The sequence below is a fragment of the Palleniella intestinalis genome (genome assembly GCF_013166595.1).
GTDB classification, from domain to species: Bacteria; Bacteroidota; Bacteroidia; order Bacteroidales; family Bacteroidaceae; genus Prevotella; species Prevotella intestinalis.
Genome location: NZ_JABKKG010000015.1, coordinates 1 through 15,323, shown reverse-complemented (window position 1 = coordinate 15,323; position 15,323 = coordinate 1). Strand labels below are relative to the sequence as shown.

The following is a 15,323-nucleotide window of genomic DNA, read 5'->3' as shown; positions in this document are numbered from 1 at the left end:
TTGTTCTTAGAAAACATACTAATCGGATTCGGAATGATTCTCTTTAACATTACTTTGAATAAGCAGATTCCTCAACTGCTCCATATCCGGCAATGTATTCTTTAGTTTTTCCGGCATATCAGCAGTAGTTGAATATCGTGCGACACCCATCGGCTTATTGTAGTCTTGAATGATGTATTCTACAAATTCTTTATTGAAACCCTTACAAAGAATTATGCCTATGGCAGGATTCTCATGTGGCAATCTCACTGTATCATCCAGCATGCGCAGGTAGGTTGTCAGCTGCCCAAGATAAGCCGGTTTGAAATTACCTTTCTTCAGGTCCACACATACCAAGCAATTCAGTTCACGATTAAAGAACAGAAGGTCAGGATATTGGTCAACACCAAATTTCTCAAGATGATACTGATTACCGACAAAAGTGAAATTCTTGCCAAAAGTCATTATGAAATTCTTCACATTATGTACAATTTCCTTTTCAACAATACGTTCATCAATGTCCTCTTTATCACGCTCCCCGATTTCCTCAACATTGATGAAATCCAGCAGATACTCATCTTTGAACATCATTACAGCTTTACGAGCTAAATGGGAATCCGTTATAGTGTTGTCAAAATTGTTCGGCAGCTGTCCTTTGCCTTTACCATATAAATCACTTGCAATGACTTCTGCTAATTTATCTACAGAAGCAAGATTATCCGCAGTCCATCGGATATAGAACAGCCGTGCTTCTCTGTCTTTCACTTTTTCCAATATCTTAATATGATGAGTGAACGGAACATCAAGAAAACGTGATTGCTGGACGTCATCAAACTGTGGGATAACAAGCGCCTCGGATTTGGCAGTCGTAACTGCCAAATTGCAGTCACTCCCAACATTCAATTTGGCAGTTGCAACTGCCAAATTCATATCCGCTTCATTACCAACACTTTGAACTCTCATTATTGAATCTGCAGAATTGGATAGCAAATCATGCCATTCCTCCCAAAATTTACGCATATTACGTATGTTTCTTGCGCTGAACCCTCTCAGTCCCGGCAATTCTTTCTTAAGTTGTTCTGCTATAAATTCTATAGCGTTCGTCCCCCAAAATCCCTTGCGGGAATTCAAGGACACATATTGACCAATACCGTAATACAATGACAACTGTATTGCATTAACCTGTTTAGCCGCTGTATATTGGCTCTTAAGTATAGCAGCCTTTATCTGCTCGACGGCATTATTATAGATGTTCTTTCCTGCCATATCAACATTTTTATCAATTCTGCTTATTCTTATGCAAAGATACTGATTTTCCTGAAATAAAAGATGGTTAACGGTGAAATAACCGACAAATAGCGATGATTTTCACCCTCTTGCGCATTTTTTGCTGTACACTTGCACTTATTCTGCACATCTCTTACGGCAAATATAGCGAACTTTGCAGAAGAGATTTTTTTCAATAACCAAAAACCTACAACAATGAACAAAACAGCTAAAGCCATGCTGCACATGGGAGTGCTGCTGATTGCACTACTCCATGCAGCCACCGCGGCAGCAAGCCGGACGGCAGTAGCAAAGTGGATGTTCTCCACAGGCTATGATGTCGTGAAAAAAGGCTCAACCGCAACCTACACACCGAACACCATCGGATGGTCGAAACTTCCCAACACGTACTGGTCGCAGACACAGCCGTATTTCCTGCCTAACGAGTGCGCCATGATGCCGGAGGACTGCAAAGTCACTCTGCACACCTCTGACGGCAAATGGGAAGTGACCTCCAGCGGCAACAACCCCAACTATCTGCTGCGCCTGAACACTGCCTCCACCAACAAGTTCACCGCCAAGGCGGACTACACCGACGGCACGAAGCACGACCAGTACTTTGAAATCTCCATGCCGACAACGGCACTCACCAATGTCTGCCTGAACTTCTCCATAGGCGACGGCTCTAGCTCTGCTACAAAATTCGGAGTGGTCTACTCTGTCGACGGTGGAAAGTCATGGGCTGTACTCGAAGACTACACATCGGGAGCACACTGGAACACATACAATGACGCCACATACGAACTCCAAGCGGACGACAAGGAAAGCCTCATCGTGCGCCTGCTCATACAGTCGGCGACAAAGACAAGCAACTACAATCTTAAATATGTCAACATCCTTGCCGATGACACTCAGGCTCCGAAACTCACATCCATCACTCCTGCCGACGGCGCAACAGGGGTCGTGCCGTCAGGAAAGGTGATAATGCTCTTCAACGAAGGGGTGCAGGTCAGTGACGGTGCACTTGCCATACTCACAAACAACGCGACAAAGACCTCACAGGAAATAGCCCCTACGGTGAACGCCAACAAGGTCTCTTTTCCTTATTCCGAACTTGACCTCACCACTTCCTACACTCTCACCCTGCCGGCTAAATCCGTAAAAGACCTCGCCGGGAATGTCCTCGAAGCTGAAATCAAGACATCATTCGTGACCTCTGACACACGCCCTGTACCACCGCCAATACTCGAAAGCAAGAACCGCCTTTGGTACCACCGTCCTGCAAACTATTGGGAGGAGGCTCTGCCACTCGGCAACGGACGACTTGGAGCGATGGTGAGCGGCAGCGTCGCAAAGGACACTCTGCAACTTAACGAGGACACATTCTGGGGACAGTCGCCTAACCGCAACCACAACGAGAACGCGAAATCCGTACTGAAGCAGGTGCAGCAGTACATCTTCAACAAGGATTACACCTCGGCACAGAAACTCGCCATACCTAACTGGATGTCCAAAGGTTCACACGGTGCACAGTATCAGGCGGCAGGATGCGTGCTCCTCGGCTTCCCCGGGCAACGCTACGACGATGAGGAGGCAGGACAGACTGACAACGCACGCGACGTACAGGGCTACGTCCGCTCACTCGACCTCTCAACAGCCACAGCGACAACGACATACGTCATTGACGGAGTGACCTACACACGCACCGTATTCACCTCACTTGAGGACAACGTGACACTGATGCGTCTCGAAGCGTCCGAAGCCGGAAAACTGGACTTCAACGTATGCTTTGCAGCACCGATAAAGACCAACATGGTGAAGACAGGCATCAACAGAATCACCGCAGACGGCATGATTGAGGCGTCACTCGTGCCTGACAGGGAGAAGACAGAGAACATTGACAACCGCCTTAACTGCTTCACCTTCATAAAGGTTCTGAACGACGGCGGCACACTGAGCACCTCCGGCACTCAGAATGTCATACAGGGCGGACTGGTGGCAAGCAGGAACAACACTCCGACCATAGAGGTCAGCGGTGCGACAGCGGCAACCATAATCATCTCTTCCGCAACAAACTTTGTGAACTACGACGACATCAGTGCCGACGCAGAGGCAAAGGCTCTCGCATACATCACGGACTATCTTGCAAAAAACAAGACCTACGACGCTGCATTCGCAGGACATACTGCGAAATATCAAGCAATGTTCAACCGTGTGAGCCTTGACCTTGGCTCCAACGCCACACAGGAGAAAAAGGACACGGAGACACGCATCCGCGAATTCCGCTCCACAGAATCCGACCCGGGACTTGTCAGCAACTATTTCCAGTTCGGCCGTTATCTGCTCATCTCCTCATCACAGCCGGGTACGCAGCCAGCCAATCTTCAGGGAATCTGGAATCCTAACGCACGCCAGTACCCGGCATGGGACTCCAAATACACTGCCAACATCAATGTGGAGATGAACTACTGGCCTGCCGAGGTTGCAAATCTCGCGGAATGCCACGAGCCGTTCATCGACATGGTGAAGGATGTTGCCGTGACAGGCGCGGAGACTGCGGACAAGATGTATGGCGCAAGGGGATGGACTCTGCACCACAACACTGACCTTTGGCGCACCACAGGAGCAGTGGACAACAACTCCGTGGGCGTATGGCCGACATGCAACGCATGGTTCGCTTCCCACCTTTGGGAGAAATATCTGTTCTCCGGAGACAAGATTTACCTTGCGGAAATCTATCCTGTACTGAAAGGCTGCGCACAGTTCTTCCAGGATTTCCTCGTGAAAGACCCGAACACAGGCTACATGGTCGTATGCCCGTCCAACTCTCCTGAGAATCATCCGGGACTCGCCAAGTACACTGACGACAATGGCAAGGAGCAGAACTGCGCTCTCTTCGGTGGCGTGGCGATGGATAACCAGATGGTCTATGATGTCCTGAAGAACACTGCCGAGGCTGCACGCACACTCGGCACGGACGCTGATTTCGCTGCACAGCTCGACGAACTGAAGACCAAGCTCACGCCTTACAAGATAGGAAAATACGGTCAGGTGCAGGAATGGCAGGAGGATTGGGACAGGGAGACAAACAGCCACCGCCACCTCTCCCACCTCTGGGGCGCATATCCGGGCAATCAGGTGTCGCCATATACAAACACCAAGATATTCCAGGGCGTCCACAAGTCCCTCGTCGGACGCGGCGATGCGGCACGCGGATGGTCCATGGGCTGGAAAGTGGGACTGTGGGCGCGTATGCTTGACGGCGACCATGCCCTCTCAATCATCCGCAACCAGCTGCGCCTCATGGACCCTAACGCCACAATGAACGATGCTGACGGAGGAACTTACGCAAACATGTTTGACGCACATGCACCGTTCCAGATTGACGGAAACTTCGGCTGCTGTGCAGGAATCGCTGAGATGCTCCTCCAGTCTCATGCCGGATTCATGCACCTCCTCCCGGCACTCCCGACGGCATGGGCTGACGGCGAGGTGAAGGGTCTGCGCTCACGCGGCGGATTCGAGGTGACCGAAATGCAGTGGAAAGGCGGCAAGGTCGTACGCCTGAAAGTGAAGTCCACCATTGGCGGCAACCTACGTCTGCGCAGCAACACACCGCTACAGATGGCTGACGGCACAGGCATCGCCATCGCCGAGGGCAGAAACAGCAACGCACTGATGCAGCCGTACAACATGCCTGAGCCTATCGTTGTCAACGAAGCGAAGATTCCGCAGACAAACCTCCCTGAGACATGGCTCTACGACATCCCTACCACCGTGGGACAGGAAATAGAACTTATTCCTGCCGGCAGCACCGCAATCGGTGGCATAACCGCCGGAATCTCCGGCACTGACAGCTCCGCAGCCTTCTCCACCGACGGCAGACGCGTCACAAACTCCTACAAAGGTATCGTGATAAGAAAAGGTCAGAAACGTTCTTGCAAGAACCCATTGTAAGTATCTGGACACTAATGACAAACAACAAAACCAGGCCACCGTTTGCCATGCAAGCGGTGGCCTGGTTTGTTGTATATGGTGTAAGAGAAAATTATAGGTATCCGCTAAAACTCCATAAGTTGTTGTGAAATCAAATGTTCATATGAAATGTTTCGCATAAAATGTGGCTCCGCCACACTTTACAGCGAATTTCTGGTGCTGCATGCGAGGATAGAGACTTTAATCCTAACACCGACTCTGACTTAATCCATGCCTTAGTATAACCTGATTTCCAAAGATAAATCTATATCAAACATTGTTAATATGCAGATGTACGACACCAATAAAAAACAAAGACAAGAGAATTAACATTCTTAATCCGCATGCCTGACCATTGACAAGAAAATCTTCTTAATCTACATAAATCGCCATGACATTTTCTCATGCGGATTCATGCGGATTAAGAAGATCATTCATGTGCCAGAGGATTCATCATGCCTCATCCCCGGCATGTTCCGTCATCACTTAAATGCTGAGACAATCACAGCACCCATGGTGGCTATGGTTGAGCCGATGCTTATCCACATGGAGGCATTCTGTGCCGCATTGCTCTGAGTGTTGCGCTCAGGGAGGACTATCTCGCAGCCCGGTTCCACCTTTGCGCCGTCGCGAACCATCTTTGCGGAACCGTTCTGGTAGACGATGTACGCCCAGCGGCGGTTCTTCGCACCGCGTGCACCGCCCTGCGCCATGTAGTACTTTATGTTCTTGCCCTTGACAAAAGGCACGGTGTTCTCATAAGGCACGGCACCGGTGACGCGAACCGTATTGTTTGTCTCCTGCACAATGATGCGGTCACCATCGCGGAGGATTATGTCACCGGCACTTCCCGGTTCGTTGATAGACGCCTGAAGATCCACTGCCACCTTGTACTCATCCTGACGAAGATACTGCTCAATAATGAGGGAGTCGGCGAAAAGATACTTGCTGCCACCGTCGGAAAGCTGCTGTCCGCCGGCAGAGGCATAGGCGCGGTAGGCACGCTGTTCATCAAGTTTCTTGAGGCGTATGCGCTTCTCCTCCTCGTTCATCTTGCGCATGATGTATGCACCGTTAGGCGCAGCCTGTGCCGTTGTGCCGCCACAGAGTTTGAGGACATCGCTGACACGTGTGTTGGACTTTGTCATGCCGTAGTGTCCGGCAGACATAACCTCGCCTTCGATGCTTACGCTCATCTGCTCCACGTATGCCGCGTTGCGTGTCACATAGACCTCATCAAACGGCTGCAGCTTGAAACCTTCCTTGCCGTCGAGCACAAAACCGTCGACAAGCTGCATCTCGTAGGACTCCGTACGCACGTTTCCGGTGGAAGAAGCGGAAGAGTCTGCCATGCGGCGGTTGACCTTGACGGTGGTGGATGCGGAGTTCTTGAGTCCTCCTGCCTGAAGGATGAAGTCCTCGACGGTCATGCCGTCAGCGTACTGGTATGTGCCCGGATAGTAGACCTCGCCATAGATCTTCAGCTTGCGCTCACCTGTCAGTTCCTTCTGTGACGGGATAAAAAGCACATCCTCGTTGCACAACGGGATGTCAGCCACCGTGCCGTCCATGATGCCCTGTATGTCGACAGGGATGACTTCGAGAGTACGGTCCTTTTTCATGCGGTGCATCACGGCATGCTGTGTGAAGGCATCCTCACGCAGTCCGTCGGCAATGGTGATAAGGCTGCGGACACTTGTTATCTCGCCGCCCAGCTGATACTTGCCCGGACGGAACGCCGCACCTTTCAGTTCGACCATGTTGGAGTATCTTGGGAGTATGGAATCGACTGTCACAGAGTCCTCATCGGCTACCTTGAAGGATGCGAAATCGAACTCCGTCACGTTATATACGGAATATTCCTTGCCATTCTTGCGGATGTCGCGGACACTCTTTGTGTAGGCGTCTCCGGTGAATCCGCCGGCGTACTTCAAGAGTGACTTCATGGATTCGGTAGATTTCATCTCGTACCACATAGGGCGCTTGACCTTGCCACTGATGTTCACAAGGCATTCGTAAGGACCCACAACGATGACATCATTGTCGTGAAGGCGCACATTACCAGTCAGTTTGCCGTTGAGGATATAGTCGTAGATATCGACATTCGACACCAAACGGCCATTCCTGTACACCTTTATCCCACGCAGAGTACCAAGCTCATTGGTTCCGCCAGCCATGTAAAGGGCGTGGAAGACGCTTGCGAAGGCCGAGAGAGTGTACGTTCCAGGAGTCTTCACCTCACCCATGACGTTGACCATGATTGTCTTTGTCTGTCCCACGGTCATCTTCACCTTTGACGAAGCATAACGAGAACCAAGTGTGGAGCGCAGCTTGCGATTGGCCTGTGCCACAGAAAGACCGCTGAGCTGTATAGGCCCGAAGCCCTCGATGACTATCTCGCCGTCAGGGCTGACGGTGTAAGTCTCTGATTTCTGTGACGCTCCGTAGACATCCACAATCACCGCATCGCCCGGTCCGAGGACATAGTTCTGCGGTGTGGCGATGTTCATGTTCGGCTCGAAAGACAAGTCCTTGTTGTTGAAAATGTCACGTCCGAACACCTTGCGCCTGCTTTTCAGTTTCTTCTCCAGCTTTTTCTCGAGGATGGTCAGAGAGTCCGGCATGAAATCGTTGAGTGCATCCACACCGTCATCCATGCTGTACTCATCATCATCCCCGCCATCCATGCGGCGGCTAAGCTCCGGATAGAACTCATCACTGCCAAGGGTGCTCTTTCCCGCTGCGCTCTGTCCGCCGCGCTGTGAAATGCCGTTGGCGGTACGGCTGCGGTTGTCCGTGTTCTCTCCGGGAGTGGAGGCAGCACCAAGACTGCCGTTTTGCATCTTGGAATATTTCTTGCGCAACTGCTGCAGCTTGGTCACGCTGACACCCTTCTGCATCAGTTTCGTGACAATCTGTGCCTGTGATGTCCCCTTCTTCTGTTCTTTCTGTACGAACTCGATAATCTTCGAGTCGGACATCGACTGTGCCATGGCATTTGTCATGGCAATGATGCTGATTAAAGCGATGATTAGGATTCGTTTCATTATAGTGTTTTCTTTTTTCTGCAAAATAGTTTACGGAAAGGCGGGCGCACTTTCCCTATACAGAATAACGGAAAGGCGCCTTGTTTATTTTATAACTGTTGCAAAAATAATGCAAACCGAATGCAAAGTTAGTGCCAACCGAATGCAATAGAGCTTGCTCTGGATTGTTGAGGTGCAGCCTAACTTATGCAATAGAGCTTGCTCTGAATTGCTGAGGTGCAGCTTATTTTATGCAAAAGTACAAAAAAATATGCAATCTTCCAATCTTTTACCAAGAATTGTTGCTTTGCACAAGGCAAAATGCCAAATGCAAAGAATCTGCCGGACAAAAGAGTATTGATGACGATGTCCTTGTAAATGTCCCAGTAAATCGCCACTCTGCGCAGTGAAGGCATCGTCAGCCGTATTGGTTCTGACAAGACCGGACAATGGGTTGTCTCTCTAAAATAACGCAAGCCGGACACCCGCCTTATGAAATGATGTCATTTGCATTTCCTCAGACCGAAGAGAAGGCAGGTGAGACGTAGCCCGAAAAGGCGCAACAGCACGGACTTGGCAAGTGATGACGTGCCGAAATAGTTCCTTACAGCCACATGCATGTCGGGCAGAAGGAGGGCTCCTGTGATTTTATATACATCAATCTGCACATTGAGGAGACGCATGTAAAGGCGGTGCCACCGGGGTGCACGGAGGTCTATGGCAAGGGCGTTGATGACAGAAAGTTGTGCTTCAAGGAGTTGCAGGAGACGATCGTTATATTCTTTTGATATGCCATTGCTGTTGTAACGGTAGAGATAAAGTCCTTGTGATGTGGTGTGGATTACAGGATTCCTGACGGCAAGTTTGCCCATAAGCAGCACATCCTCGTAGTAACGCCCTACGGCAAAAGAGCCACTGTCAAGCAGACCTTTCCTGAAAATCTTGTTACATGACCAGCAGTGCTCATAACCATAGGCATAACTCCAATAGTCTTTGAAAGTTAGGTATGTCTTTTCCTTTAACACATAAAGGTTTCCACCGCTGTCAGGATGCATGTAGTCCTGGTGTACGGAGTATTCAAGGATGTCATATTCAGGATGTTCCGCAAGCATTTTTACGAGAGGTGCAAGCGTTTCCGGTGCCAGTTCGTCATCACTGTCAATGAATGTCATATAGTCACCTTCCGCAATTCCTATGCCATGGTTGCGCGCCGAGGACAGTCCGCCGTTGGTTTTGTGTACGGCGCGTATCCTGCTGTCGCGCTCCACCCATCTGTCACACATTGCCGGACAGTTGTCAGGAGAGCCGTCATCGACGAGGATCATCTCCCAGTTCTTGAACGACTGCCCGATGACAGACTCCACGCAGCGGTCAAGATAGTCCTCGACCTTGTAGACAGGGATTATTATGGAGAGCAGGATTGGTTTCATTTTCTTGTTTTTTGACAAGCTGAAAGGTTGTCAAATTGACAAATTGTCGGGATTCATCATTCGTAGCAAAGGTGCGGAAAGGCTTCCTTTATCTTGCGGAAATCGTCAGCAAATTGTGGTTCTCTTGTCCATTGTCGCACACTCTTTACAGACACATCTGGATTGAGGCACTGCCGTTTGCGCGTATGCAATTCAGGTGAAAGGTCAAGATACTGTTCTATGCGCCCCACCTCATGGTCATAGTCGAGGATAAGATTCTCGAAACGCAGCGAGAGATATTCTTCCGAGTCAGGTGAGAAAGAGCCATACATTATCTTTGTCCATGTTATGAAATCCTCGGCACATCCATGAGGCATCCATTGCAGGTCAAGACGGTGGGCAATGCTGTAGACATCGCGCGGGTCACGATAAACTATGACTTGCTTAAGGTTAGGGACATACTGTCTGAACTCTTCTGTCTTGCCGTTGCAGTCGGCAAACAGTTGGTCGAGCATTAGAAATGTACCTTTGCCGTTATGGAATCTGTTGAATATGGTGTTAAGCATTCTGCGGCACAGATGCCTGTACTCATCAAGAGACATGTTCTTAAGGAAATATATATCCGCCGTGTCATAGAACCGCCCCATCACAGGGTTAATGGGACAGTCCTTGGCATCCTTGATTCGCAATGCCAGTATCTCGTCAAGGAACTTGAAGAAGCATGGGCGCAGAGTCTCATTCTTTTGGAACAGTGTGGAGAAATTTATCAGTCCTATAAACTGTTTGACAGCTGCATCATTCCAATAGAAGCTGCGTGTCCTTGAATTATCAAACGCCTGCTCCAATTGCAACAGTCCTCCGGTAAGACGCAGGAAATCAATCTCTCCGGCATCATCCTCCGGATCGGCAAGACTTCCTTCAGGATCAACTGTTCCAAGCACGCTCTGTCCGTCATATTCCCTTATGAGGTCGACAACGGCACTTGCCCCTGTAGCACCGAAGCCCTCCACGGAAACAATCTGACGGAAGAGGCTCTCCTCGTCCCAGTAAAACTCTTTGCCCGACGTTTTCCATTCGTCGTACATCTCCATGAAGCGTATGCGCTTCTTCTCTGCCACAATTCCGTATGGAAGGATATCCCTTATCCGCTTCTTTAACTGCCTTTTTCTCTCGGAGGAAATCATGTTTGTCTGCTTTATTCTGTTATCTTCAGTTTCTTTTTAACCATTATTCCGCTTATTGCCACACTTGCCAAAGACAGTAATGCGCCAATGGTTATATATGCCATACCATGCAGGCTGTATGCAATAGCATAGCATACAGCGGTATAGGTGGTCAACGTAGTGAGCACCATAGCCAGTCGTTTGCCGATGGACACATTATATTTCCATTTTGCGAAGATGAGGTTGACAATGATGTCTGTACTATGACTGACAAGCAGCCCCACACCTGTCCCTGTCACTCCTCCTAACTCATAGCCTATGATAAGTGCCGGAATGAACGAGAGATATGAAAGCCCTTGCAGAATCAGATACACCTTTGATTCTCCTGCAGCCAGCGGTATCAGTGCCGCCGGGATATAGAGCGCACGGAAAAGAAGTCCTATCGACGCTATCTGTGCCATGGGAATCATGGCATTGAACTCGCTGCTGAACAGCAGAGGGACTATTAGCGGCATGGCGAACATGGCGCATACAACAATGGGAAATATCAGTAGCAGCCCCATTTCCATCTGCCTGCAGACAGTCACACGCCGTTGCCCCAAGTCATTGAAGATGCTTGACAGGCGCGGAAAGAAGTCTGTATCGAGGGATGCAAAGACTACTCCGGCGTAGGTAAGTGTGAGGGTTACCCCGGAATTATAAAGTCCAACCAGCTCCAATGAGCCATGGCTGTTGATGTACGACTGCACTGTCAGTTTCGACCCTGATGCTATAAAGGCTGAAAGAACGAACGACAGACCGATGATGAGCATTGTCTTTCCTTTGGCAAGATGTGCCTTCTTGAAACAGAAACGCGGTTTCTCTATGCGGTAGGAGAAAACCATTGTCACCATCAGCATGGACAATGTCATAAGCACAAGGGCAGCCGCCACACCGTCGATGCCCCAGAAATAATAGACAGGGATTGTCGTCAGGACTCCTACAACGACATGCATTATTGCCACCGTTGCCATGAGTTTGAGCTTCTGCAACCCGCGCAGCACCACAAGTTCGCCACAGGTGAGGGTGGAAAAGGCTACGGCAAAAGAGATTATGCGGTAGCCGTTGGCATGGCTGCCGTCAGAGAATGTCAGCCAAGAGATTGGTTCTGCCAAAAGGAATGTCAGCATAAAACCGGTAATGGCGAATATCATTGACCATGAGCGCGTAAGCATCACCGCATCGTGAAGCCGTTCCTCACCGCCCTCCTTGTCTTTCTCGCCGAAGGCTTTGGCTATCTCTCGAGTGCCGCTTGTGTCCATACCAAGGTTTGTGGAGGAATGGATAAGCTCGCGTGTCTCGTTGTATATGGCGTTAAGTCCTATTCCTGCAGGACCGAGAAGCAGTGCAGCCAGCTTCGCCCTGCCGATGTTAAGCAGGATGCTAAGTCCCTGCACACCGCTGAAAAGGCTTATCGCCTTCAATATGCTCTTGTAACTGTTTGATGTCATTGATTGTTTGTTGGTTATTGAATCTCCAGCAGATAGCTTCTGCATGCCACACAACTGCCGCCAAAGCCTTCTTTCTGCATGACAAGCCCTTCGTTAATGGCAGTGTTGTCTTCAGCCATGCTTGTGCCGAACTCGAAATATCTGTACTGCGGAAACTTGGAGAAATGCTCCATGAGTGTGAGCATCAGGAAGTCAAGCGCATTTGTGCGCTTTCCTTCGGGTGAGGCAGAGATGTATTGTGTCTTGACTGTCTGACAAGTGATGAACAGCACCGTGCCGCCCACCACCGTACCGTCAGGGGCTTTTACCGTACAGCAGACTATGTTTTCAGGGAGTCTTTGTTGCAAGAGAGTCATCTCCTCAAAGGTGTGTACAGGGGCAGCGTCAAACCTTTCACGCAGGTTGTCCGTGAGAATCTGCCAGAAATCATCCAACGGTGCGCCTATTTCCACACTGTAACCCTCACGCCTCAACTTGTTGCAATAAGTCTTTTTGCGCGAGGAAACATGCCTTTCCTTGCTGTGGAGGTCAACAGCGGTCATCACTGCACAGTGCTCTGTCCTTGCTCCCATGCGCCAAAGCCAATAGCTGTCCTCCTCCGCAGGCAGGAGATGATAGACAGCCGGCATCTGCTTGTAATGCCATTGGCGGAAACCATTCTCACAAAGATAGTCAGCAACGGCACGGAACATATCGCCGACCTCTGCCGTATGGCATTTCCTGCCAAGGACAAAACCGCCGTATGTCAGACCTTTATGGGAATGCAAAGCCTTTGTCCCACCCTCATCACGCACCTCGTTGGCAGGAAGGAGAGCGGCAAGTCGCTCCTTGGAGTCATAGAGCATCAGCGAATGGTCAACGAACCTGTCGCTGTGGTAGTCCATGTATCCGCGCAGGAAAAGGAACGTCCCGTTCTTCGCTGTTTCCACAAAAGCGTCCCATTCCTTGGCATGGCATGCAGCGTAGCGCACCACTTTCATCACAGTCCCCTCCATTTCAGAAACGCATCAAACTGCCTTATGTAGTCGTCCTCGTCATAATCGTGGCTGGCAAGCACAAGGCACAGCGCACCCGTTGTGAACTCCCGCTCATGCGCCCATATCCCCGGCGGCACGAGAAGCCCCTGGTACGGACGGTTAAGCGTAACGACCTGCTCCTCCTTTCCGTCAGAGAGGAACACCTCAAGTGCACCCGAGGCGGCAATGATGAACTGCCAGCACTCCTTGTGGGCATGCGCTCCGCGGTCTTTGCCGGCAGGGACGTCATAGATGTAGAACACTCGCTTGATAGGGAACGGCACTTGCACATTCTCATAAATGTACGTAAGGCTTCCCCTTGGGTCTTCTTCTTTTGGCAAAGAGATTATCTTGCAGTCATTGATGTTCATAGGCATGGCTGTATTTCTTATATAGTAATGTCACGGCATGGCTTGGTCATCATGATTAATGGTGCACAGCCGGCTATAAAGTGCAAATTTACAAAATATTCTTGAAAAACCTTCCCTTTAATGGCAAAAAGTTGCGGACACATGTTTTTTATGCCCTTGTTCACACCAACAAGCATTGCTGAAAAAATCCCCTGCCACAAGTAATGGTGCAAACACAAAACATGCTTCCTCGCAACAGATTGCAAGGAAGCATGCCTTATTCATGGATATGTCAACCGTGTTTACAGCTTCAGCTTATAGCCGACAGTGAATTGGAACACACTGTTCATGCTGTTGTCAAGAAAACTGTTAACCTTTGTCAGTCCCCAATTATAGCGCACGTCAAGCAGTATGTCGTATTCACTCACATAGGAAATGCCGACAGGAACTGACAAGTCCAAGGACTTTGTCCCCTGGACATCATCACCTTTGTCCAAACTGAAAAGCGAAGCTCTCGCACTGCTTGCTACATTAAATCCCGGCTGTACGCCAACTTTCAGCGCAAGTCCCTTGGCAACATAGATGTTGGCAAGGATAGGAATATTAATGTAATTAAGAGAAAATGTGGCAGCACTCTTCGGCAGTTCTTTATACTTAACTCTCACTCCCTGCTGAGAGTAAAGAAGTCCGGCAGAGATACCAAACTGCTTGTCCAACATATACTCGACTTCTGCACCAGCAACAATTCCGTACCGCATTTCCGTATCATCACCATTTGTAAGAGTGGAAATATTAAGTCCTCCCTTTGGCATAAGGGATACAGACCCGACTTCATGCTGGGCGGAAGCACCGACAGAAGCCATTGCAAGCACAAGAGAAGACACCAACTTTTTCATAACAAGGAATTTGGTGAGACTGGTTTTACAGACATTTTACATCTTGAACTTGTAGCCCAGTGTGATTTGGAACACACTGTTCTTTGAATCGACAATTGTTGACACCTTTGTCAGCCCCCAGTTGTAGCGTGCGTCAAGCTGGACATTGGCATACTCGTAGGACACACCGACAGGAATGGAGAAATCAACAGACTTTGCACCAGGTAAATCAAACTCGGCAGAAGCTCCGACAGTCTTAGCCTTCGCCTTACTGTTAACCTTGAATCCCGGCTGGATGCCGCATTTAAGGGCTAATCCCTTGACAACATAGATGTTGGCAAGGATTGGGATGTTGATGTAGTCAAGCTTCAATGTGCCGTCGACAAACTTGTCTCCCAATATTCCGCTCTCCTTCTGTCCTTGCTGAGAATAGATAAGTCCTGCTGAAATGCTGATTTGCTCCTCTATCTGATATTCTGCCTCTGCACCTATGACAAAACCTATCCTGTTGTCTATGCCATCCCCGTCGCTTTTTGTAAGGTTGGCAACATTAATGCCGACCTTTGGCTGAATGGTTATGGAACCTACCCCATGCTGTGCAAAAACGCCAACAGAAGACATGATTATTACTATACATTCAAGATAGAAGTGCAATTTCTTGACTGCATATGAGTCCCCCTCCTTCTGTGTATAAGAGGTTCCGGAGCGTAGCGACAGGGTTCTCTTATACACAGAAGGAGGAACCTTCCCATTAAAGATTAACCTGCAATGCAA

10 protein-coding genes are annotated in these 15,323 nt (G+C 49.4%); 1 reads left to right on the top strand and 9 read right to left on the bottom strand.

All coding sequences use genetic code 11. The annotated features are described in order from the left end of the window. Positions 1–18: 18 nt before the first annotated feature. The gene (locus HPS57_RS14045; RefSeq protein WP_172184239.1) at positions 19–1,245 is read right to left on the bottom strand and encodes a PDDEXK nuclease domain-containing protein; all 1,227 of its coding nucleotides are present in this window, start codon (positions 1,243–1,245) and stop codon (positions 19–21) included. A 216-nt stretch (positions 1,246–1,461) separates the two neighbouring features. Here HPS57_RS14045 and HPS57_RS14040 point away from each other — a divergent pair, with 216 nt between their 5' ends. Continuing rightward, positions 1,462–5,202 carry a glycosyl hydrolase family 95 catalytic domain-containing protein gene (locus tag HPS57_RS14040; protein WP_172184236.1) on the top strand — a complete coding sequence of 1,247 codons (3,741 nt, stop codon included), beginning with the start codon at positions 1,462–1,464 and terminating at the stop codon, positions 5,200–5,202. A gap of 500 nt (positions 5,203–5,702) precedes the next feature. Here the strand turns inward: HPS57_RS14040 and HPS57_RS14035 are convergent, their stop codons facing one another. The 8 genes from HPS57_RS14035 to HPS57_RS14000 all read right to left on the bottom strand — a co-directional run bounded on the left by HPS57_RS14035 (position 5,703) and on the right by HPS57_RS14000 (position 15,170). Then, positions 5,703–8,267, bottom strand: coding sequence for an SLBB domain-containing protein (locus HPS57_RS14035; protein WP_172184233.1), 2,565 nt, complete (start codon positions 8,265–8,267; stop codon positions 5,703–5,705). Between the two features lie 482 nt (positions 8,268–8,749). Then, on the bottom strand, positions 8,750–9,676 hold the full coding sequence (locus HPS57_RS14030; protein ID WP_172184230.1) for a glycosyltransferase family 2 protein: 927 nt from the start codon (positions 9,674–9,676) through the stop codon (positions 8,750–8,752). Positions 9,677–9,732: 56 nt separating this feature from the next. Next, complete coding sequence (locus tag HPS57_RS14025; RefSeq protein WP_172184225.1) at positions 9,733–10,839, bottom strand: hypothetical protein; 1,107 nt, start codon at positions 10,837–10,839, stop codon at positions 9,733–9,735. An 11-nt stretch (positions 10,840–10,850) separates the two neighbouring features. Next, entirely contained in the window at positions 10,851–12,308 is a 1,458-nt protein-coding gene (locus tag HPS57_RS14020) for an oligosaccharide flippase family protein (protein ID WP_172184221.1), read from the bottom strand. Between the two features lie 14 nt (positions 12,309–12,322). Further along, entirely contained in the window at positions 12,323–13,288 is a 966-nt protein-coding gene (locus HPS57_RS14015) for a GNAT family N-acetyltransferase (protein ID WP_253946592.1), read from the bottom strand. After that, positions 13,288–13,701, bottom strand: coding sequence for a sugar 3,4-ketoisomerase (locus tag HPS57_RS14010; protein WP_369811556.1), 414 nt, complete (start codon positions 13,699–13,701; stop codon positions 13,288–13,290). Before HPS57_RS14010 ends, HPS57_RS14015 begins: the two co-directional genes overlap by 1 nt. 275 nt (positions 13,702–13,976) lie before the next feature. Beyond that, positions 13,977–14,570 (bottom strand): porin family protein, encoded by a 594-nt coding sequence (locus HPS57_RS14005; protein ID WP_172184215.1) that lies wholly within the window; start codon positions 14,568–14,570, stop codon positions 13,977–13,979. A gap of 36 nt (positions 14,571–14,606) precedes the next feature. Continuing rightward, a complete protein-coding gene (locus HPS57_RS14000) occupies positions 14,607–15,170 on the bottom strand; it encodes a porin family protein (RefSeq protein WP_172184210.1) in 564 nt (187 codons plus the stop codon). Between the last annotated feature and the right edge of the window lie 153 nt (positions 15,171–15,323).